Source organism: Sphingomonas benefaciens (assembly GCF_052907485.1).
The window spans coordinates 308,032-330,202 of record NZ_JBREIC010000002.1; the positions used below are offsets into that span (position 1 = coordinate 308,032).

The following is a 22,171-nucleotide window of genomic DNA, read 5'->3' on the forward strand; positions in this document are numbered from 1 at the left end:
GGCAGCCCCTTGACCCAACGCCAATCTGAGATATTGTCCAACAAATACAGGAGAGGAATGCCAGTGCGACGCGGACCGCGAGACGGACGTCGATGAGCGACGGCTGCATCGCCATCGATTGGGGGACGACCAACCGCCGCGCCTATCGGCTCGACGCCGACGGCGGCGTGGTGGAGACGGTCCGCGACGATCGCGGCGTGCTGGCGATGGCGGCGGACGCATATCCGCGCGACATCGCCGCCTATCGGACGCGCTGGGGTTCCTTGCCGGTGATCGCGGTCGGCATGGTCGGATCGACCCGCGGCTGGCGTGAGGCCGCCTATGTCCCTGCCCCGGCCGGGCTTGCCGATCTCGCCGCCGCCTGCCTGCGCCTGGAAGACGACGTCACCATCGTGCCCGGGGTCGCGGTGACCGGGGCGCGGCACGACGTGATGCGCGGCGAGGAGGTTCAGGCTCTGGGCGCCGTCGCCGCCGGGCTCGTGCCGCCCGACGCGCTGCTTGCCCAACCGGGCACGCACAACAAATGGATCGCGCTCGCCGACGGGCGCATCGCCGACGTCACCACCGCGATGACCGGCGAATTGTTCGCGCTGCTCAAGGGGCATGGCATCCTCGCCGGCATGCTCGACGGACCGGTGGGCGACGGCGACGCCTTCCGCGCCGGGCTGCGCCGTGGCGCGGGCGCGCGCGACCTGCCAGCCGCACTGTTCGAGATCCGCGCCTCGGTGCTGCTCGGCGCGCGTGCGCCCGAGGATGCCGCGGCCTTCGCCAGTGGCCTGCTGATCGGCGCGGATGTCGGCGCGCGCGACGACGTCGCCGCCCGTACCGTCCACCTGCTCGCCAATGGTGCGCTGGCCGATCTCTATGCGGTGGCGATCCGCCAGCGCGGCGGCGAGGCGATGCCGATCGACAGCCACGCCGCCTTCGTCGCGGGCGTCCACGCCCTTCAGGAGCTGATCCGATGACCGATCTCGCGCAGCGCTATGCCGCCGCCTTCGCCGCCTGTCCCCTCGTCGCGATCCTGCGCGGCCTGACCCCGGAGGAGGCGCCGGCGGTCGGCGACGCGCTGGTCGAGGCCGGCATCACCCTGATCGAAGTGCCGCTCAACTCGCCGCGGCCGCTCGACAGCATCCGCCTGCTCGTCGACCGGCTCGGCGACCGCGCGTTGGTGGGCGCCGGCACCGTGCTGACCGAGGCGGCAGTCGCCGACGTCGCCGCCGCGGGCGGCCAGCTGATCGTCTCCCCCAACACCGATGTCGCCGTCATCCGTGCCAGCGTCGCCGCCGGGCTGATCTCGCTGCCCGGCTATTTCACCCCGAGCGAGGCGTTCGCCGCGCTCGCCGCCGGCGCCACTGCGCTCAAGCTGTTCCCGGCGGAGGGCGCGAGCCCGGCGACGCTCAAGGCGCAACGCGCCGTGCTGCCGCGCGACATCGCGGTACTGGCGGTCGGCGGCGTCTCGCCCGAGAATATCCCGACCTGGCGCGCCGCCGGCGCCGATGGGTTCGGCTTGGGTTCCAACCTCTATCGCGCGGGCAAGTCCGCCGCCGACGTGGCGGCGGATGCGGCGCGTTTCGTTTCGGCCATCAAGGATCCGGCATGACCACGACCCGACTTCTTCAGCATCGCGGCCCTGACGGCCGCCGCCGCGTGATCCTGAGCGAGGAGGGCGACAGCCGCTTTCTCGCCGATGTCGCGACGACGCTGGCGCTCGCTCGCGCCGCGATCGCCGAGGGGACCAGTCTCGCCGAAGCGGCGCGCGCCCGGCGGACGGACGAGACGGTCGACGTCGCGGCGGAGCTGAACGCCGGCCGCATCCTGCCGGCGATCGACCATGACGATCCCGCCCGGCTGACCTTGGCCGGCACCGGCCTCACCCATCTCGGCTCCGCGGAAGGCCGCGACGCGATGCACAAGGCGGCGGCGAGCGCGGACAAGCCGACCGACTCGATGCGCATGTTCCTCGAGGGCGTCGAGGGCGGCAAGCCCGCCGCTGGCGTTGTCGGCCAGCAACCCGAATGGTTCTACAAGGGCGACGGCCAGTCGCTCGTCGGCCCCGAACAGCCCCTGACCTCCCCCGCCTTCGCGCAGGACGGCGGCGAGGAGCCGGAACTCGCCGGCATCTATCTGATCGGTGACGACGGCACGCCCTATCGGCTGGGCGTCGCGCTCGCCAACGAGTTCAGCGACCATGTCACCGAGCGGCACAATTACCTGTGGCTGGCCCATTCCAAGCTGCGTCAGGCGGCCCTCGGACCCGAATTGCTGATCGGCGACGTACCGGGCGACATCCGCGGCACCAGCCGCATCGTCCGCGACGGCCGGACGCTGTGGGAGAAGCCCTTCCTGACCGGCGAGGACAATATGTCGCACAGCCTCGCCAATCTGGAGGGGCATCACTTCAAATATCCCAATTTCCGGCGGCCCGGCGACGTCCATGTCCATTTCTTCGGCACCGCCACCCTGTCCTTCTCGGATCAGGTGGCGACCCGGGCCGGCGACGTGTTCGAGATCGAGGCCGCGCCGTTCACCTTGCCGCTGCGCAACCCGCTGGCGATCGCCGAGCCGGCCACGGTCGCGGTGCGCGCGCTGTGAGCACGCCGATCCGCCTTGCGCTCGTCGGCATGGGCAAGATCGCGCGCGACCAGCATCTGCCCGCGATCGCCGGCAATCCGGCCTTCGAACTGGTCGCGACGGTCAGCCGCCACGGCGGGCCGGAGGGCGGCCTGCCGTTCTTCCACGACATCCAGGCGCTCGCTGCCAGCGACGTGACGGTCGACGCGGTCGCCCTGTGCACGCCGCCGCAGGTCCGTCGTGCCATCGCCGAGACGGCGATCGCCGAAGGCTGGCACGTCTTTCTCGAAAAGCCGCCCGGCGCGACGCTGGCCGAGGTGGAGGCGCTGCGCAATGCCGCGGACGCCAAGGGGATCAGCCTGTTCGCCAGTTGGCATTCGCGCTACGCGCCCGGCGTCGAACCGGCGCGGGCGTGGCTCGCCGATCGGACGATCCGCGCGGTGACGATCACTTGGCGCGAGGATGTGCGGGTTTGGCATCCGGGCCAGGCCTGGATCTGGGAACCGGGCGGCTTCGGCGTCTTCGATCCGGGCATCAATGCCCTGTCGATCGCGACCCGCATCCTGCCGCGGCCGTTCTTCGTCGAGGAGGCGGAGCTGGACGTGCCGTCCAACTGCGCCGCGCCGATCGCCGCGCGCATCGCCTTCCGCGATGCCGCCGACGTGCCGATCGCGATGGATCTCGATTTCCGTCAGGAGGGGCCGCAAAGCTGGGACATCATCGTCGAGACCGACGACGGCACGCTGACGCTCGCCAAGGGTGGGTCGGAACTGTCGATCGGCGGCGGCGAGGTGCCGGTCGCCGAGGATGCGCTGCACGGCGAATATCCCGGCCTCTATGCCCGTTTCGCCGAGATCGTGCGGGCGGGCACGTCGGACGTCGACGTCGCACCGCTTCGCCATGTCGCCGATGCCTTTCTACGCGGCCGGCACGTCAGCGTCGAACCGTTCATAGAATGACGGCGTGAGCATCGCCCCGGCTACCGCCGGGGCGTCACTCCACCAGCCATTCCCAGGCTGCGCCGCCATCGGGGAAGGTCAGGCGCAGAAAGCGCGCGCTGGCCGGATGCGGCACGACGATCGGCGATCCCTGCCGTTCCGCAACCGGTGCGACCCTCCGCCAGTGGTGGCCGTCGTCCGACGCCTCGAGCCCGAAGCGATAGGATCGGGTCGGAAACTCGGGCAGCAGCCGCGATGCCCTGACCGCGCGTTGCCGGCCGAGATCGGCGACCAGCGTCTGCCCCCGCCATAGCGTCGCATAATTGTCGTCGCCGGCGTTGGCGCTTTCCGCATCGGCCGCCCGCCAGCGCAGGCCGGTATGGCGCGCCGTGGCAAAGCCGCGCACCGGCCCGCCATGCGACGGCACCACCGGCGCGATCGTGCCGTCGGTGCCCAGCGCCAGCGGATCGACCGCCACCTGGCGCAGCACCGCATCCCCCGGCTGCGGCCAGGGCAGCGCCTGACGGTGGTAGAGGATGTACGCCTGCCCGCCTGACCGGAACACGGCATGGTGGCCGGGGCTGATCACGTCGCGCGCCCGATCCGTCTGCAGGATCGGACTGTTCGGCCCCTCGGTGAACGGGCCGAACGGCGTGTCGCCGACCGCATAGCGCACCTTGTACGTATCCTTGGTCGTGTTGCCGTCGCTGTAGGTGAGCAGGTATTTGCCCCCTGCCTTCACCATGAACGGCCCCTCGAAATAATGCGCGGGGGTGACGTCACGTGGCGTGCCGTCGAAGCCGACCATATCGGGCTTCAGCCGCACGACGAAACAATGGCCGTTGGTCCAGTTGAGCCCCGATCCCCAGTAGAGATAGGCTCGGCCGTCGTCGTCGACGAACGCCTCGGCGTCGATCATGTGATAGGCCGGCGCGAAGTCGCGGCGGATCAGTGGCGTGCCGCCATGCGCGTCGCGCCACGGCCCGGCGGGCGACGGCGCGCTGCCGACCCACACCTCGCTGCCGACCGAGACGTACATGTACCAGCGGCCGTTCGGCGCCCGGACCACCGACGGCGCCCAGACCTTGGCATCGCCGGAGGATGGGCTGGTCGCCGCCTGCTTGGTCGGCCAGTCCGGCGTCGAGAAGCGCCAGTCGCGGCCGTTGTCGCTGGTCCACATGCCAAGCCGGTCACCGCCCCAGGGGTCGATCGTCGCGTAGATGTACCAGCGGCCACCGTCATGGACGATCGACGGGTCGGCGAAATAGCCGGGCAGCAGCGGATTGCCGTCGCCCGGCGTATCCCAGCGCGGCGCCGGCGCATCCGCGGCGACGATCGCCGTCGCGGCGAGTGCGAGCAGCAGGGGGCGTATCGCCATTACTCCGCTCCCGTCGCGCTGGCGGGCTGGGCCTTGCCGGGGGTCGTCCCGGCACCGGCGAACGGCGTCAGGGTGAAGGCGACGCGCGTCGGCCCCGCCTTGGTGCGATATTGCGGCAGCGGCTGGCCGACGAGGCTCCATTGCGTGTCGCCGCCGACGCCCCATTGCGCCGAATCGACCAGCAACGTCACTTGGCCGTGCGGAACGATGTCGGTGGATTTCCAGCTGCCCGGCGGATGCCGATCGAGATCGGCATAGGGGAAGGCGAGCGCGTTCATCATCAGCGGCGCGGCGCCCTGCACCCGCAGGCCGCGACCGGCGCCGGACAGTTCCAGCCAGCGCACGTCGACCTTGTTGCCCGTCTCCTGTGGCCGGATGAAGTCGTGGTTCTGCGCCGCGATCGGGCCGCGCCACAGGCCGATCGGCGCCGAGGTCTTGCGATCGACATAGCTTTCGTGCGGCCCGCGGCCATACCATTCGACCTCGGTCACGTCGGTCGGCAGCGCGAAGGCATAGCCGACGCGGAATGGCGGCGGCAGGTCGGGCTTGACCGGCGTCAGCTCGCCGGAGATCGCGACGCTGCCGTCGGCTGCCATCGCATAGCGGGTGGTGAAGGTCGCGGCGCCATCGCCCAGATCATAGTCCACCGTCACCGTATCGCCCGCGGCGCGGATCGCGCGGACGCGGCGGGTCTCGCTCATCGTCTTCCACATCGCGAGCAGGCGATCGGTACCGATGCCGATGTCGTTGTCGGTGACCGCGCGCCAGAAATGCGGTTCGGCGCCGGTCGCGATCGGCCGGCCCTGTGCGGCGTAGCGGCGGATCAGACCGGTGCCGCGGTCGATCTGCAACTCGGCGCCCGCCGCGGCGAGAAGGAAGGCGCCGTCGCGCTGGACGATCTTGACCATGCCCTTGGGACGCGCAGCGGGCTCACCCGGCAGTCCTGATAGCGCGAACTGTTCGAAGCCGACCAGCGTGCCGGCCGCGACGCCGGGCACGGCACCGTCCCTGGTGCGGACGTTGACCGTGACGAAATATTCGCGGCCCGGCTGCAGCGTCCGGCCGGCGAGCGGCAGCGTGATCGTTGCCGCCCCGCGCGCCGGGGTGGCGAGCGGCGGCAGGTCGCCGTGCGCGACCGGGACCCCATCCTCCGCCAGTACCCAGTGGAAGGTGAAGCCCGAAAGGTCACGAAAGTCATGCCGGTTGCGCACCGTCACCCGGCCGGTGGCGGGATCGAAGCCGTCGAACTGCACCGGCGCATAGACCTTGCGCAGTTCATAGAGCTGGGGATTGGGCGTCCGGTCGGATTGCAGCAGCCCGTCGCCGAATTCGATGTCGCCGCCCGGATTGGGGCCGTACTCGCCGCCGTCACCCCAATAGCGGCGCCCGTCCTTAGTATAGCGGTACATCGATTGGTCGACCCAATCCCAGACGAAGCCGCCCTGCAGCCGGTCGGGATGGGCGTAGATCGTGTCCCAATACTCCTTCAAGTCGCCGCCCGACTGACCCATCATATGGGCGTATTCGCATTCGATCAGCGGCTGCTTGAAGGTCGCATGCTCCGCATAATCGGCCAGCTTGACCGCCGGATCGTACATCGGCGCATAGATGTCGGCATAGGCATTGGGGCGATAGTCGCCGATCCCGCCCAGCGTCCCCCAGCCGAGATAGCTGACCAGCCGGCCGGGATCGCGCGCCTTGGCCGCGGCCGCCGCAGCCTCGAAATTGGGGCCGATCCCCGCCTCGTTGCCGAGCGACCAGAAGATCACCGAGGGATGGTTCTTGTCGCGCTCGACCATGTTGGCGACGCGGCTGACATGCGCGTCCTTCCAGGCCGGATCGAAGCCGATCTGCCATTGGGCGCGCTCCGCCGGATGATGGTTGCCCTGCTCCATATAGGCGTGGCTCTCGATGTCCGCCTCGTCCATCACATACAAGCCGTAGCGGTCCGCCAGTTCGTACAGAATCGGATCGTTGGGATAGTGCGAGGTGCGCAACGCATTGATATTGTTGCGCTTCATCAGCTTGATGTCGCGCTCTATCGATTCGCGGCTGACGACGTGGAAGGTTTCCGGATCGTGTTCGTGGCGATTGACGCCGCGGATCGTGATCGGCTTGCCGTTGACGGTGACGCGGCCGTTCAGCATCGCGACGGTGCGAAAGCCGATCCGCGCATAGGTCGACTGGATGATCGCGCCCTTGGCATCGTACAGCTCGACCAGCAGCATGTAGAGGTCGGGCGTCTCGGCGGTCCACGGCTTCACGCCGGGCACACTGCCGGTCAGTGTCACCATGCGCTCGGCATTGCCGGCCGGCACCGCCGCCTGCCCCTGCTGCACGATCCGGTCGCCGTCCATCAGCACGTAGCGCGCGCTGGTCGCGGCGCCCGGCGTCACCGCCAGATCGACCGCCAGCCGGCCGTCGCGATAGCGGTCGTCGAGCCCGGCATGGACGAAGAAGTCGCAGATCCGCGTCTTCGGCGCCGCCATCAGGAACACCTCGCGCTCGATTCCCGAGACGCGCCAGAAGTCCTGGTCCTCCAGATAGCTGCCATCGGACCAGCGGTGGATCTGGATCGCCACCGTGTTGCGGCCCGGCGTCACGAAACGGCTGACGTTGAATTCGCTCGGCAGCTTGGAGTCTTCCGAATAGCCGACCTTCCGGCCGTTGACCCAGACGTCATAGGCCGATCCCGCCGCGCCGATGTGAAGGATGATGTCGCTACCCTGCCAGCCGGCCGGCACGTCGACGTCGCGGCGGTATGAACCGACCGGATTGGTCGCGTGCGGGATCAGCGGCCGGTTAGCGGGGAAGGGATAGGTGATGTTGTTGTAACGCGGCTGGTCATATCCTTCCGCCTGCCAGTCGGCGGGAACCTTGATGTCCTTCCAGGCCGACACGTCATAGTCCGGGCGCTCGAAGCCCACGGGGGTCTTGTCGGCATCGGGCGAGAGCGCGAATTTCCAGGTGCCGCTGAGCAGCAGGAAGCGCGACGATTTGGTGCGATGCCCGGCCAGCGCGCGCTCGCGAGTTTCGAACGGGAAGCCGGTGGCACGCGCCGGCTCCTTGCCGCGGGCAAAGACCGCCGGATTTTCCCAATCGGGGCGCGACGGATCGACCTGCACCGGCTGCACCCGGGGTGCATCATCCTGTGCCGCTGCGCCCGTGGCGGACACCAACGCCGCCAGCGCCACACCGGCGCCCATCCAAGCCCGCATCCGATCCTCCCGCTACGCAATCATTCTGTCAGTCTTGTCCGACAATAGACGGGGCGGGTCAGCGCGCAATCCCCGCCGCGCCGTGGCGTGCGATAAAGTCCTGATGCGCGGGCATGTGACCGACTGCCGCCTGCGTCACCGCCGCGATCCGCTCCAGCCGGGCGCGCGCCGCCTCGGCCGGCATGCCGGCGGCGATCGGATCGAAGCCGCGCGCGCGCAGTCCCTGCCCGTCCATCACCGCCAGCCAGCTGGTCCGCGTGAACAGTTCGTCCGCCTCGCGATAGACGCGGCCGGTCGCACGGTAGATCGCCGTCCGTTCGGCAAGGCTGTCGGGGATCGGCATCGCCGCCAAATCGCGCCAATAATCGCTGTCGTCGCGTTCGCTGGCGTGGAAATGCAGGATCAGGAAGTCGCGGATGCTTTCGAACTCCGCCACCATCAGCCGGTTGTAGCGACGAATGTCGGCCGGTTCGAAGCCGCGCGTCGGCAGCATCTCCAGCAGCCGCGCGATCCCCGCCTGGACGAGGTGGATGCTGGTCGATTCGAGCGGCTCCATGAAGCCGCTGGCGAGGCCAAGGCCGACGCAATTGTGCACCCAGAAGGCGTCGCGCCGCCCGGTGCGGAAGCGCAGCAGCCGCGGCTCGGCCAGCGGCGCGCCGTCCAGCGACGCCAGCAGCTGCGCCGCGGCCTCGTCGTCGGACAGATGCGCGCTGGCATAGACATAGCCGTTGCCGATGCGATGCTGCAGCGGGATGCGCCATTGCCAGCCGGCGGCGCGGGCGGTCGAGCGGGTGTAGGGCACCGGCGGGCCGGACGGCACGCTGGGCACCGCGACCGCGCGGTCGTTCGGCAGCCAATGCGCCCAATCCTCGAACCCCGTCTCCAGCGCTTGGCCGAGTAACAGCGCGCGGAACCCCGAACAGTCGACGAACAGATCGGCGGCGATCCGCGTGCCGTCCGCCAGCGTTACCGCCTCGATCGCGCCGCTGTCGCCATGCAGCACGACGTCGACGACCTTGCCCTCGACCCGCCGCACCCCCGCCGCCTCGGCATGGCCACGCAGGAAGCGGGCGTAGAGGCCTGCATCGAAGTGGAAGGCATAGCCGATCTGCGCCAGCGGCGTGTGGCCCGCCTGCGGCCGCATGAAGCGGCCGGCGGCGGCGGCGGCGGCACAGATCGAATAGGCGTCGAGCGGCGCCGCGCCGCCTTCATGTCGCAGCCGCTGCCAGATCGCCTCGAATGGCACCGCGCCGGCATCGACGCCGTAGGTGCCGAAGGGGTGGAAATAGCGATGCCCCTGCCGCCACCAATCGACGAATTCGATGCCGAGCTTGTAGGTGCCGCCGGTGGCACGGACGAAATCGTCCTCGGCGATCCCGAGCAGCGCGTTGAAGGCCTGGATCGGCGGGATCGTCGCCTCGCCGACGCCGACCGTGCCGATCTCCTCCGATTCGATCAGGGTGATCGCCGGTCCCTGCAGGCCGAGCACGCGGGCCAGCGCCGCCGCCGCCATCCAGCCGGCGGTGCCGCCGCCGACGATCGCGATGCTGGCGAGCGGCCGGTCGTCACTCATGCCGCCACCGTGCGGCATTGCAGGAAGAGGTTGCCGGTCAGCCGGCCGGCGCGCGGATCGGCGGCGTCGCGCGGCAGTCGGGAGATGAGGCCGCTGTGCAGCAAGGCGGCGCGATAGAGGATCAGCCGGTCGGGCTTCGCCGCGACGGCCGCGGTGCGCACGAACCGCGCATCGTCCTCATCCATATAGCCGCCGGCCGGCAAGGCGGCGAGTTCGGCGTCGAGGGCGGCGCGATAGGCGGGCAGCCGATCGGGATCGATCGTCTCATAGCCAGTCGCCCGGTGGCGGAAGAAGCCGGTGCCATCTGGCGAATCCGACAGATAGTGCACCGCGGCGAATTGCATCCGGTCGGCAGCGTCGACATGCGGCACCCGCTGTTCCGCGCTCAGCGCTTCGCCTGGCAGCGTCACCAACGAAAAATTGCCCCGTGCGCGGGCCGGCATCACCGCCCCCGTGCCGAAATGCGCGGCGATCAGTGGCAGGGCGAAGCGGACCAGACCGTCGAGATAGGCGACCGGCGCCGGTGCGAGCAGGCCGGGATAATGGCTGCCGATGGTGTCGGCGGCGGCGAAGGCCGCGCCGGCGGCGGCGGCGGCGTCGCGGAGCCGGTCGAGCCACCCGGTGGCTCGGTCAATGACGATGACGGGCTCGCGTTCCTCGCCGACGGCCATCACTGCGATCTGTGGGCTGGTGGTGAAGGGCGTGGAGTGCCGCGATTCGGCGGGCATCAGCATCCCTCCCCAATAAAAATGGCCGGCATGGCGAGGATCAGACCATGCCGGCCAGGGAGGATCAATAGGTGGCGCGCAGCGAGAAGCCGAAGCGCCGGTCGTTGAGCGTGTATTGCAGCGGCTGGCTGAGCGTGTTGATGTACGTCAGATTCATCCGGTTGGTCAGGTTCACCGCATCGACCGACAGCGCGAGATGCGCACTGAAATTGTAGCTGATCGACGCATCGAGCGACGCATAGGGCTTCTGGAACTGCACCTGGTTGTTGGCGCCGCTGCCCTGCGTCGTGTCGAAATATTTGCCGCGCCAGCTCCACGCCAGCCGCGCGGTCACCGGACCCTTTTCGTACAGGCCGACGAGATTGTAGCTGTGTTTGGACAGTTTCTCGAGCGGCACCGTCGTCGGCACGTTCGACCCCGCCGTCGCGAACGGATTGGTCACGCTGCTGTCGACATAGGTGTAGTTCGCCTGCACGCCCAGGCCGCTGAGCAGGCCGGGCAGGAAGTCGAAGAACTGCTGATAGGCCGCTTCGACGCCCTTGACCGTACCCCTGCCGGTGTTGACCGTCGTGCCGATCGCATAGGTCACGCCGTTGAACGGCAGGAAGGTGGTGCCGCCGGCCAGGAAACCGTCGACCTTCTTGTAGAAGGCGCCGAACGTCACCGATCCGGTCGGTGCGAAATACCATTCGGTCGTCAGGTCGAAATTGTCGGAGGTGATCGGCCGCAGATAGGGATTGCCCGACGATCCGGTCGGATATTGGGCAATCACGTTGCCATTGGCGTCGCGCTGCGTGAAGCCAATGATGTTCGGCGCATTGAGCGAGACGTTGGTCGCCATCTGGTCGAAGTTCGGCCGGGCGAACGACTTGGAATAGGCGAAGCGCGACTGCAGCGTATCGGTCAGGCGGGCGCGGATGTTGAAGCTGGGCAGCGCCTTGACGTATTCGCGCTGGACGTCGATCGGTGCTTGCGTGCCGTCGCTGTTGAAGATCGTCCCGGCCGAACCGGTGCGCGTCCGCACCACACGGACGCCGGCATTGCCGTCGATGCGGATGCCGCCGATCGTGCCGGCATAATCGGCGGTCAGATAGGTCGCCAGCGTCCGCTCGGTCTGATGGTTGAGGTCGCCGGGCGAGAAGCTGCTCTTCGGCGTCGCCCCGAACTTCGCCTCGGTCTTGACCAGGCTGTCCCACAGGCTGCTGCCCGGTTCGAAGTTCGGATAGAGGATGCCGCCGGGCAGGGTGCGGCCGTCGAAGAAATTGGGCGTCGGCCCCTTCAGCGCCAATTCGGGGAATTGCGACAGGCGGACGAAGGGCAGGCCGTTGGCGGACGAACAGCTTGGGTTCGGCCCCGACGGCAGCAGGCAGAAGCCGTTCCACGTGCCGCGCAGGTCGATCGTGCTGTCGGCATAGCGCAGGCCGCCACGCAGCTTCTGCAGGAAGCCGCCCTCGACGTCATATTCCAGGTCGTATTTCAGCGCCAATTGGTCCGCGTCGTTGCGCGTGATCGAATCGGCCATGTAGGTGAAGGCGTAGTTGTTCGGGTCCGACAGCAGCGCCGGGTTGCGGACGTTCCATACCGGCCGCGATCCGCGCAGATCGAAGTCGACGATGCTCTGGTTCTTCGCCGTATAGGGCGTCTGCCCGGTCTGGTCGTAGAGCGAGATGACGAAGCCGTTGCGATCGGCATTGTAGGACGACTTGAGATATTGCGCGTCGAACACCGCATGCAGGCGGTCGGTCACGTCCCATTTCGCCGACAGCGTGTAATTGCCGGTGGTGTTGGTCAGATCCTGGTCGAAGCGTGCCGATTCGAACACCTGGTTGGCCAGCGAGCCCGAGGTCGCATAGCCGGCACTGTCGAAGGTGAAGTTGGCGCCGTTCAGCGGCGTCGTCGTCGCATTGCCGTTGTTGTTGTAATAAAAATATTTGCCCTGGCGGAAGAACTTGTAGCGCGAATAGAGCGCCTGCGCGGTGACCAGCAGATTGGGCGCCGCCTGCCACTGCCACGCACCGGCAATGCCGAGCCGCTTGCGGTCGCCGCCATCGTCGTAGATCTGCTCGCCATAGGGAACCTGCGCATTGGCGGGGGCGCCGGGGATGGTGATACCGGCGGGGATCGGCCCGAAGGCGCCGATCAGGATCGCGTCCTGGCGATAGGAGCTCTTGGCGTAGCTGCCGTTGAGCAGGAAGCCCATCTCGCCGATGCCGGTCTCGAAACGGTTGCTGTACAGGCCTGATACCGATCCGCCGAACTTGTCGGCGCGATCGTAGTAATTGCCCTTGAAGGTCGCACTGATCAGCTGGCCCGGCTGGTCGAAGGGCAGGCGGGTGCGGATGTTGACGACGCCGGCGACGTCGCCCTCGATCGTGCTGGCCGGCGGGTTCTTGAACACGTCGATGCCGGCGAGCAGTTCGGGCGGCACCGCTTCGAGATCGAGCGTGCGGCCGCCGGAGGCGGAGATGGCGGCGCGGCCGTCGATGAAGTTGCTGACCTGGGTCAGGCCGCGCACGGTGATCGCCGGGGTGGTACGGTGGTCGAAGTCGGTCGCGCCCTCGCCATAGCGACGCTGGATCTGCACGCCGGTGATCCGCTGCAGCGCCTCGACGGTATTGGCGTCGGGCAGCTTGCCGATGTCCTGCGCATTGACCGAATCGACGATCTGGTTGGCGTTGCGCTTGATCGCCTGCGCCGAGCGCAACGATTCGCGCACGCCGGTGACGACGATGTCCTGGTCGCTGGGGGTGGTGGCCGCCTGATCGGCGGTCTGCGCCGCGACCTGCGCCGCGGCGGCGACCGTGCTGCTCGGCGCCGCAGTCTGGGCGTTTGCCGTGGCGGCCAGGCCCAGGCTCATCGCCACGGCCGATGCGCCACCCAGCAGGCGCAGGTGTCCCGTCTTCATACATCCTCCCCATGATCAGCCGCTTACCAGCCGTATGTCGGACATAATACCGGAAGATTTTCCCAGACAAATGAAATCGTCGTCAGAGGGGCCGCGGTGCGTATCAAAGCCAAGAAAAGGCAACCGATGTGGCCTTAATGTCACGCTATACGCGTCCGTACATCCATAAGAGTAATAGAATGTCTCTATAGCGCCATTTTGTTGCTCCCGTATAGCTTGCAGCACCGATCTATCGATGTGCGTGTGGACGCAACGTAACGGTCGACACGAAAAAACCGGGGCCGCGGGGCGACCCCGGTTCCTTCGTCGGCGCAAAGCCGCGTCAGTGATTGTCGCGCGGCAGTCCCATTGTCTGCGCAATGCGCTGATATTTCTCCGCGCCTTCCAGAATGGCCCCCGTGTTCATCTGGCCGACGACGCTGCGCTGGATCTCCTGCCAGGGCGTCTGCGACGCGGGATAGGCATAGCCGCCCGCCGCCTCGAGCGCACGGCGCCGCTCGGCGAGTTCCGCGTCCGGGATCAGCACGTCGACCGTGCCCTTGTTGAGGTCGATGCGAACGCGATCGCCGGTACGCAGCAAGGCCAGCCCGCCCATCGCCGCCGCTTCGGGCGAGGCGTTGAGGATCGACGGCGACCCGCTCGTCCCCGACTGGCGGCCGTCGCCGACGCACGGCAGCGCGTGGACGCCCTCGGTGATCAGATAGGCGGGCGGCCGCATGTTGACCACTTCCGCCGCGCCCGGATAGCCGATCGGCCCGGCGCCGCGCATGAACATCAGCGTTTGCGGCGTGATGCCGAGCGACGGATCGTCGATCCGGTGATGGTAATCCTCCGGTCCGTCGAACACCACCGCCGGCCCCTCGAACGCATCGGGATCGTCGGGGTTGGACAGATAGCGGTCACGGAACTCGTCGGAGATCACGCTGGTCTTCATGATCGCTGCATCGAACAGATTGCCGGACAGGACGATGAAGCCCGCCCGCTCCTTCAGCGGCCGATCGAACGGGCGGATCACCGCCTCGTCCTCGATCGTCGCATCGCGGCAATTGTCGCCCATCGTGCGGCCGTTGACCGTCGGCGCATCCTCATGGATCAGCCCCTGGCCCATCAGCTGGTTGACCACCGCGGGCACGCCGCCGGCCCGGTAATAATCCTCGCCGAGATACTCGCCCGCCGGCTGCAGGTTGACGAGCAGCGGCACGTCATGCCCCTGCTCCTGCCAGTCGGTCAGCGGCAGGTCGACGCCGACGTGGCGCGCCAGCGCGGCGAGGTGGATCGGCGCGTTGGTCGACCCGCCGATCGCCGAATTGACGCGGATCGCATTGTGGAAGGCCTCCTTGGTCAGGATGTCGGACGGCTTCAGGTCCTCGGCGACCATCTCGACGATGCGCTTGCCGGTGCGGTACGACACTTCCTGGCGGTCGCGATACGGCGCGGGAATCGCGGCGGAGCCGGGCAGGCTCATGCCCAGCGCCTCGGCCAGGCTGTTCATCGTCGTCGCCGTGCCCATCGTGTTGCAATAGCCGGTCGACGGCGCCGACGAGGCGACGAGGCGGATGAACTCCTTGTCGTCGATCTCGCCCGCGGCGAGCATCTGCCGCGCCTTCCAGACGATCGTGCCCGATCCGGTGCGCTCGCCCTTGTGCCAGCCGTTGAGCATCGGCCCCACCGACAGCGCGATCGCCGGAATGTTCACCGTCGCCGCCGCCATCAGGCAAGCCGGCGTCGTCTTGTCGCAGCCGATGGTCAGCACCACGCCGTCGAGCGGATAGCCGTACAGCACCTCGACCAGCCCGAGGTACGACAGGTTGCGGTCGAGCCCCGCGGTCGGCCGCTTGCCCGTTTCCTGGATCGGGTGGACGGGGAATTCGATCGCGATGCCGCCCGCCTCGCGAATGCCCTCACGCACCCGCTCGGCAAGGACCAGATGATGGCGGTTGCAGGGCGACAGGTCGCTGCCGGTCTGGGCGATGCCGATGATCGGCTTGCCCGATTGCAGTTCCTCCAGGCTCAGACCGAAGTTGAGATAGCGCTCGAGATAAAGCGCGGTCATGTCGATGTTGGCGGGATTGTCGAACCATGCGCGGCTGCGCAGTTTGCCCGTCGGGGCTTCGCTCGTCATGGGGGAAGGCTCCGGTCAGCGTGTCGTCGACACGCGGTAGATCATGCGGTGGTGATAGGTCTGGCCGGGGTTGAGCCGCGCCGACCCGAAGGCGGGATGGTTGGGCGTGTCCGGGAACACCTGCGGCTCCAGCGCGAAGGCGTCGCCCATGCGATAGACATGGCCCTGTTTGCCGGCGATCGTTCCGTCCAGGAAATTGCCAGAATAGAATTGCACGCCCGGTTCGGTGCTCAGCACCTCCAGCACGCGGCCCGATGCCGGATCCTCGACCCGCGCGGCGAGCTGCGGTTCGGCGGTGCGGCCCTTGTCGAGCACGAAATTGTGGTCGTAGCCGCGACCGATCGCAATCTGCGGATCGCGACCGTCGCGGATATCCTGGCCGATCACCCGCCCCCTGGTGAAGTCGAACACCGTTCCCGCCACCGGCTTCAACTCGCCGGTCGGGATCAGCGTCGCGTCGACCGGCGTGAAGCGCGCCGCCGGCACCGTCATGCGCTGCGCATAGATGCCGCCGGCCGACCCCTCGCCCGCCAGGTTGAACAGCGCGTGGTTGGTCAGGTTGATGATCGTCGGCGCGTCGGTCTTCGCCTGCATGTCGATGGTCAGCGCGCCCTTGTCGTCCAGCGCATAGGTGACGGTGACGTCGAGCTTGCCGGGATAGCCCTGGTCACCCGCCGGGCTGGTCAGCGCCATCGTCACGCTCGCCTGCGGCCCCTGGTGGACCGACACGATCCGCCACACCGCCTTGTCGAAGCCGGTGGTGCCGCCGTGCAGCGAATTGGTCTTGTCGTTGAGCGGCAGCTGATAGGTCTTGCCATCCAGCGTGAACTTGCCGCCGGCGATGCGGTTGGCATAGCGGCCGACGGTCTGGCCCCAGAAATTGGGCTTGGTGACGTAGCTGGCGGCATCGTCGTGGCCGAGCGCGATGTCGGCGATCGTGCCGTTACGGTCCGGCGCGCGGAACGACTGCAGCGTCGCGCCCAGCGTCATGATCCGCGCCGTGACGCCATTGGTGCCGGTCAGCGTCACCGCCTCGATCCGCGTGCCATCGGGCAGCGTACCGAATGCTTCGCGTTTGGCGGTCGAGGCCGCGGCCGGCGCGGCAAGGCCGAGCGCCGCGACTACGACCGGCGCGATCATCGTGGAAGGCTTGGGCATCGTTCTCCTCCGGGACCGGTCGTTTCCGATTGACCGTATCACGGACGGCTTATAGTCAGACATATAAGAGCGCAAGCCGTTCTGCCGGGCGGGGAGCGATCGGTGGGGCACGGCGCGCCGTGAAGGAGAGGGTTCGATGGCCGGAGGATTCGTCAACACATCCGCGGGTACGCCCGTCGGGGGGGCTTCCGCCTCCTACCGGCCCGCGCTCGCGCTGCTCGCCTCGCTGTTCTTCATGTGGGGCTTCATCACCGTCATCAACAACACGCTGCTGCCGCATCTGCGCAGCGTGTTCGAGCTCAACTATTTCCAGACCGGGTTGATCGAGTCGGTATGGTTCATCGGCTATCTGCTCGCCTCGATTCCGGCGGCGAAGCTGATCGAGCGGATCGGCTATCAACGCGCCCTGACGACCGGCCTCGGCGTGATGACGCTGGGCTCGCTCGGCATGATCCTGGCGGCATCGATGGTGTCCTACGGCGTCACCGTCGCCTCGCTGTTCGTCGTGTCGTGCGGTATCGCGCTGCTGCAGGTGGCGGCGAATCCCTATGTCGCGGTGATCGGCCCGCCGGAGAGCGCCGAGGGCCGGCTGACGCTGGTCCAGGCGTTCAACACCACCGGTGACGTGCTCGCGATCATCTTCGGCAAATATCTGATCCTCGCCCGCACCACCGCCGGCACCGCGGCGCACGGCACGCAGCTGACCGAGGCGCAGCGGATGGCCGATGCGCAGGCGACCGAGCTGCCCTATTTCATCGTCGCGATCGTGCTGGCGCTGCTGGCGGTGCTGATCGCCCGTGCGAAACTGCCCGCGCTCGGCGCGGCCACCCAGCGCGCCAATGCCGAGGATCGCCGCGGCCTGTCGCTGTGGAACCACCGCAACCTGATCCTCGGCTGCGTCGGCATCGCGCTCTGCGTGCTCGGCGAGATCGGCGTCAGCAGCTATTTCATCAACTTCGTGTCGCAGCCCGACATCGCCAATCTGACGCAGGAGCATGCCGCCTCCTACCTCCTCTTCTTCTGGGGCGGGATGATGGTCGGCCGCTTCGCCGGCGCCGCGCTGATGCGCAAGATCGCCGCCCAGCACGTGCTCGCGCTCTTCTCGCTGATCGCGCTGGCGGGGACGCTGACCGCGGCCTTCGTGACCGGGCCGGCGGCGATGTACGGCCTGATCGTCTCGGGCCTGGGCATCTCGATCATGTTCCCGGCGATCTTCGCACTCGCGATCCGCGGCCTCGGCCCGCTGACCGAGGAGGGTTCGGGCCTGCTGATCATGTCGATCGCCGGCGGCGCGCTCGCCTCGATCCAGGGCAAGATCGGCGACACCTATGGCCTGCACTGGGGCTTCCTGATCCCGGCGGGCTGCGCGCTCTACGTGCTGTTCTACGCGCTGGTCGGGTCCAGGCCGACCAATCCGCTGCCCGATCAGCAGGCGGCGGTCTGACGTCTGGGCGGGGGCGGCCGGTCGCCCCCGCAGCGCCGGCCTAGCGTTGCAACTGGCGGCCGGACCGGGCGCTGCCCGATCCCGCCGCCTTTATCCGGGGGGATACACAATGACGACGAACGACACCCGTGTGGGCGGGCTATCGCGACGCACCTTGATCGCCGGAGCGGCCGCCGTGCCGATGCTGCCCGCCCTCGCCGGCCCCGCCGCCGCGGCGAGCGGCGGCCAGCTCGCGCCGACCCCGCCGATGGGCTGGAACAGCTGGAACAGCTTCGCCGTCACCATCACCGAGGCGCAGGCGCGCGAGACCGCCGACATCATGGCGCGCGTGCTGAAACCGGCGGGCTACGACATCTTCACGGTCGACCACCAATGGTACGATCCGCGCGCCAAGGGCTATACCTATAACAGCGACATCCAGCCGGTGATGGACGGCTACGGCCGGTTCCAGCCGGATCCGGTCCGCTTTCCGTCGGCCGCCGGCGGCAAGGGGTTCGCGGGGCTGGCCGCCTATGTCCATGGCCTCGGCCTGCGCTTCGGCATCCACCGGATGCGCGGCATCCCGCGCGCCGCGGTCAAGGCCAACCTGCCCGTGTTCGGCACGCGGTATCGCGCGCAGGATATCGCGGACACGGCCAGCATCTGTTCGTGGAACGTCGACATGTACGGCGTCGACATGAGCAAGCCTGGCGCGCAGGCCTATTATGACGGCGTCTTCGCCGAATATGCGCGCTGGGGCGTCGACTTCGTCAAGGTCGACGACCTCAGCCGCCCCTATGACGCCCATGCCGCGGAGATCGAGGCGATCCACCGCGCCATCCAGCGCTGCGGCCGGGCGATGATCCTCAGCATGTCGCCGGGCGAGACGCCGGTGGTCCGCGGCGACCATGCCCGCCGCCATGCTGAGATGTGGCGCATCTCCGACGACTTCTGGGACGATTGGGGCCTGCTGGCGGCACAGTTCACCCGATTGGAGAACTGGAATCCCTATATGGGCGACGGCCGCTGGCCGGACGCCGACATGCTGCCGCTGGGCAGGCTGGCGATGGGGCAGCGCGACACCAAATTCACCCCCGACGAACAGCGCACGCTGATGACCCTGTGGTCGATCGCCCGTTCGCCGCTGATCATGGGCGGCGACCTGCGCCATCTCGACGCGCCGACCACGGCGTTGCTGACCAATCCCGAAGTCATTGCGGTCAATCAGGCATCGAGCGGCAACCGCCCCCATTTCGTCACCGACGGCACGCGTATCTGGTCGGCGACAGCGGCGAATGGGGACACCTATCTCGCCCTGTTCAACACCAGCGACGGCGCGCGCGAGGTCGGCCTGCCGCTGGCGATGCTGGGCCTCGACGGCGGCGTCGCGGTGCGCGATCTGTGGGCGAGAGCGGCCGATGGCCGGGCCGGCGGCCGGATCGCCCGCACCCTGCCGCCGCATGGTGCGGGCCTCTATCGTCTGTCGCGCGCGTGATCCGTCCGACGCTCGCCGCGCTGGTGCTCGTGGCGACGCCCGCATCTGCACAGCAATCCGCCGGCACCACGCCCGTGGTGCCGGTGGCGCTGCACCCGGCGATCGACCGCGCGACGACCCGCTTCGAGGGCTGGGGCACGGCGCTCGCCTGGTTCGCCGAGGTCACCGGCGGCTGGCCCGATGCGGAGCGCAACCGGCTCGCCGACCTGTTCTACGGCCGGCAGGGGCTGGGCTGGACGATCGCGCGTTACAATATCGGCGGCGGCAATGCGGCGACGGTGAAGCCCTATCTGCGCCCCGGCGCGGCGGTGCCGGGCTTCTGGCGGCTGCCCGTCGGTGACGCCGCCCGCTGGCGCGCCGACGATCCCGCCGCCTGGGATTGGTCACAGGACGCGCGCCAGCGCTGGTGGCTCGACGCGGTCAAGGCGCGGGTACGTGCGCCGATCTTCGAGGCCTTCTCCAACTCGCCGCCCTGGTTCATGACCGTGTCGGGCCGCGTCTCGGGCGCGGTCAAGGCGACCGACGACAATCTCCGCCCCGGTCAGGAGGCGCGGTTCGCCGGCTACCTCGCCTCTGCGGTGGACGCGTTGCAGCGGCGTCACGGCATCGTGTTCCGCACCCTTTCGCCGGTGAACGAGCCCAACACCGATTATTGGTATGCCGCCAATACGCAGGAAGGCGCGCATTGGAGCCCGGCGCGTCAGGCGGCGATGATCGACGCGACCGACGCGGCGCTGCGCGCGCGCGGCCTCGCCACGCTGGTCGCCGCGCCGGACGAGACCAACTCGCACACCTTTCTGGTCGATTGGGCCGGCTATCCCGCCGCGACCCGTGCCAGGATCGGGCAGCTCAACGTCCATAGCTACGGCACCGTGCATCAGACCGGCGTCCGCGACGTCGCGCGGGCGAGCGGCATCCGCCTGTGGATGAGCGAGGACGACACGCCATTGCCGGGCGATCCGGAGGATCTCGAGGGGATGACGAGCCCCCTCGCCTTTGCCGAGCATGTCGTCGCCGACCTCAAGCGGCTCGAGCCGGCCGCCTGGGTCTTCTGGCAGGCAGTCGAGAATCTCAGCGCACGCGACGGCAAGCCGGGCTCCAATTGGGGGCTGGTCAAGGCCGATCTGGCGGCCCCCGCCAGTAACCCGCACGCCATCCACGTGACCCGCAAATATTGGGCAATGGCGCAGTTCAGCCGCTTCATCCGCCCCGGCGATCGGCTGGTCCCGGTCGACGACATGGACACGGCGGGCGCGCTGTCGCCCGACGGCACGCGCCTGGTGCTCGTCCACGTCAATCCGGCGCCGGTCTCGCGACGGCTGCTCGTGCCGTCGGGCTGGTCCGTGCAGATGGTGCTGACCGATGCCACCCACCGCGCCGCGTGCGAGGCCGGCACGGTCGCCCCGCCGCGATCGGTGGTGACGCTGTTTCTGACCAAGGGGCGGGCCGCGGCTGCATGCCCGACGTTTGAGCGCTGATACCCCGGGAGCCGATCCGGACGGCGTGCCGGGGCCAAGACGGGAGGATAAGGGGCAATACGCCCCTGTGAGGATTATCCCTTGGCCGCCTTGCGCAAGGCCAGCCGGACCAACGCGTCCAGCGTCGCGCCTGGTCCCAGCTCCTCTTCCGCCGCGCCGACCGCGCTCGCTGCCTCGGCAGGGCGGAAGCCGAGATTGAGCAGCGCCGAGACCGCGTCCGCCCCCGCCCCGATCGGAGCGACCTGTGCGGCCGCTGCCGGCCCCAGCGTCGCCACCGCGCCGACCTTGTCCTTCAGCTCGCGCACGATCCGCTCGGCGAGCTTCGGTCCGACGCCATTGGCGCGGGCGACCATCGCCTTGTCCTGCGCCGCGACCGCACGGGACAGCTCGCCCGGCTCCAGCGCCGACAGGATCGCCAGCGCGACGCGCGCGCCGACGCCCTGAACCCCGGTCAGCAACCGGAACCAGTCGCGCTCGCCGGCGGTGGCGAAGCCGACCAGGCGCAGGAAATCCTCACCGACCAGCATCTCGGTGAACAGCGTCGCCGCCTCGCCGACCGGCCCGATCGCCGCCAGCGTGCGCGACGATGCGCCGACGAGATAGCCGACGCCGCCCACATCGATCACCGCATGGTCGATTCCTGTCGAATCCAGCCGGCCCTTGAGATGTGCGATCATGCCGTAATCCTCGCCCTGCGCGCCATGCCCTGCGCACTCGCCAGATGATGCGCGTGGGTGATCGCCACCGCCAACGCGTCGGCAGCGTCGGGGCCGGCCAGTTTGGCGCCGGGCAGCAGCACCGCCATCATCGCCTGGATCTGACGCTTTTCCGCGCCGCCGGTGCCGACCACCGCCTTCTTGACCGTCGAGGGATGATATTCGCCGACCAACAGTCCGGCATTGGCCGCGGTCAGCAGCACGACGCCGCGCGCCTGACCCAGCTTCAGGGTCGATTGCGCATTGGTGTTGCCCAGCACCTCCTCGACCGCCGCGCTCTCGGGACGCTCGGCGAGGATGACGTCGGTCAGCGCCGCGTTGAGGTTGGCGAGTCGACGTGGCAGCGGCATCGACGGATCGGTCTTGATCTGCCCGTTGGCGATATGGCGCAGCCGGTTGCCGTCGGCATGGATCACCCCCCAGCCGGTGGTGCCGAGCCCGGGGTCGAGGCCGATGATGATCATGTGG

General features: G+C 68.6%; 16 protein-coding genes. 7 read left to right on the top strand and 9 right to left on the bottom strand.

Annotation, left to right across the window (positions count from 1 at the left end):
* Positions 1–92 precede the first annotated feature (92 nt).
* The 4 genes from ACU5AX_RS09865 to ACU5AX_RS09880 are packed head-to-tail and all read left to right on the top strand — an operon-like array spanning position 93 to position 3,530.
* Positions 93–965 carry a 2-dehydro-3-deoxygalactonokinase gene (locus ACU5AX_RS09865; RefSeq protein WP_446690740.1) on the top strand — a complete coding sequence of 291 codons (873 nt, stop codon included), beginning with the start codon at positions 93–95 and terminating at the stop codon, positions 963–965.
* Complete coding sequence (locus tag ACU5AX_RS09870) at positions 962–1,600, top strand: 2-dehydro-3-deoxy-6-phosphogalactonate aldolase (protein WP_446690741.1); 639 nt, start codon at positions 962–964, stop codon at positions 1,598–1,600. The genes ACU5AX_RS09865 and ACU5AX_RS09870 overlap by 4 nt, the downstream gene beginning before the upstream one ends.
* Positions 1,597–2,592 carry an AraD1 family protein gene (gene araD1 / locus ACU5AX_RS09875; protein ID WP_446690742.1) on the top strand — a complete coding sequence of 332 codons (996 nt, stop codon included), beginning with the start codon at positions 1,597–1,599 and terminating at the stop codon, positions 2,590–2,592. Before ACU5AX_RS09870 ends, araD1 begins: the two co-directional genes overlap by 4 nt.
* Positions 2,589–3,530, top strand: a complete 942-nt coding sequence (locus ACU5AX_RS09880; protein ID WP_446690743.1) for a Gfo/Idh/MocA family protein — start codon at positions 2,589–2,591, stop codon at positions 3,528–3,530. The genes araD1 and ACU5AX_RS09880 overlap by 4 nt, the downstream gene beginning before the upstream one ends.
* Positions 3,531–3,564: 34 nt before the next feature.
* Here the strand turns inward: ACU5AX_RS09880 and ACU5AX_RS09885 are convergent, their stop codons facing one another.
* The 7 genes from ACU5AX_RS09885 to ACU5AX_RS09915 all read right to left on the bottom strand — a co-directional run bounded on the left by ACU5AX_RS09885 (position 3,565) and on the right by ACU5AX_RS09915 (position 16,591).
* Positions 3,565–4,887, bottom strand: coding sequence for a family 43 glycosylhydrolase (locus ACU5AX_RS09885; protein ID WP_446690744.1), 1,323 nt, complete (start codon positions 4,885–4,887; stop codon positions 3,565–3,567).
* Positions 4,887–8,105 (bottom strand): glycoside hydrolase family 2 TIM barrel-domain containing protein, encoded by a 3,219-nt coding sequence (locus ACU5AX_RS09890; RefSeq protein ID WP_446690745.1) that lies wholly within the window; start codon positions 8,103–8,105, stop codon positions 4,887–4,889. Before ACU5AX_RS09890 ends, ACU5AX_RS09885 begins: the two co-directional genes overlap by 1 nt.
* 58 nt (positions 8,106–8,163) lie before the next feature.
* Positions 8,164–9,678, bottom strand: coding sequence for a tryptophan halogenase family protein (locus tag ACU5AX_RS09895; protein ID WP_446690746.1), 1,515 nt, complete (start codon positions 9,676–9,678; stop codon positions 8,164–8,166).
* Positions 9,675–10,406: a DUF6445 family protein gene (locus ACU5AX_RS09900; protein ID WP_446690747.1), complete on the bottom strand. Its 732-nt coding sequence runs from the start codon at positions 10,404–10,406 to the stop codon at positions 9,675–9,677. Before ACU5AX_RS09900 ends, ACU5AX_RS09895 begins: the two co-directional genes overlap by 4 nt.
* Before the next feature lie 64 nt (positions 10,407–10,470).
* Positions 10,471–13,311 (bottom strand): TonB-dependent receptor, encoded by a 2,841-nt coding sequence (locus ACU5AX_RS09905; RefSeq protein WP_446690748.1) that lies wholly within the window; start codon positions 13,309–13,311, stop codon positions 10,471–10,473.
* A 322-nt stretch (positions 13,312–13,633) separates the two neighbouring features.
* Positions 13,634–15,433, bottom strand: coding sequence for an IlvD/Edd family dehydratase (locus ACU5AX_RS09910; protein WP_446690749.1), 1,800 nt, complete (start codon positions 15,431–15,433; stop codon positions 13,634–13,636).
* A 15-nt stretch (positions 15,434–15,448) separates the two neighbouring features.
* The gene (locus ACU5AX_RS09915) at positions 15,449–16,591 is read right to left on the bottom strand and encodes an aldose epimerase family protein (RefSeq protein ID WP_446690750.1); all 1,143 of its coding nucleotides are present in this window, start codon (positions 16,589–16,591) and stop codon (positions 15,449–15,451) included.
* Between the two features lie 136 nt (positions 16,592–16,727).
* On the opposite strand from ACU5AX_RS09915, the gene ACU5AX_RS09920 reads away from it, so the two are divergent.
* The 3 genes from ACU5AX_RS09920 (at position 16,728) to ACU5AX_RS09930 (ending at position 20,987) form a co-directional block, all read left to right on the top strand.
* On the top strand, positions 16,728–18,035 hold the full coding sequence (locus ACU5AX_RS09920) for a sugar MFS transporter (protein ID WP_446690751.1): 1,308 nt from the start codon (positions 16,728–16,730) through the stop codon (positions 18,033–18,035).
* A 109-nt stretch (positions 18,036–18,144) separates the two neighbouring features.
* The gene (locus tag ACU5AX_RS09925) at positions 18,145–19,509 is read left to right on the top strand and encodes a glycoside hydrolase family 27 protein (protein WP_446690752.1); all 1,365 of its coding nucleotides are present in this window, start codon (positions 18,145–18,147) and stop codon (positions 19,507–19,509) included.
* Complete coding sequence (locus ACU5AX_RS09930) at positions 19,506–20,987, top strand: glycoside hydrolase (protein ID WP_446690753.1); 1,482 nt, start codon at positions 19,506–19,508, stop codon at positions 20,985–20,987. The genes ACU5AX_RS09925 and ACU5AX_RS09930 overlap by 4 nt, the downstream gene beginning before the upstream one ends.
* A 74-nt stretch (positions 20,988–21,061) precedes the next feature.
* Here the strand turns inward: ACU5AX_RS09930 and ruvA are convergent, their stop codons facing one another.
* Entirely contained in the window at positions 21,062–21,664 is a 603-nt protein-coding gene (ruvA, locus tag ACU5AX_RS09935; RefSeq protein ID WP_446690754.1) for a Holliday junction branch migration protein RuvA, read from the bottom strand.
* The gene (gene ruvC, locus ACU5AX_RS09940; protein ID WP_198353741.1) at positions 21,661–22,167 is read right to left on the bottom strand and encodes a crossover junction endodeoxyribonuclease RuvC; all 507 of its coding nucleotides are present in this window, start codon (positions 22,165–22,167) and stop codon (positions 21,661–21,663) included. The genes ruvA and ruvC overlap by 4 nt, the downstream gene beginning before the upstream one ends.
* Between the last annotated feature and the right edge of the window lie 4 nt (positions 22,168–22,171).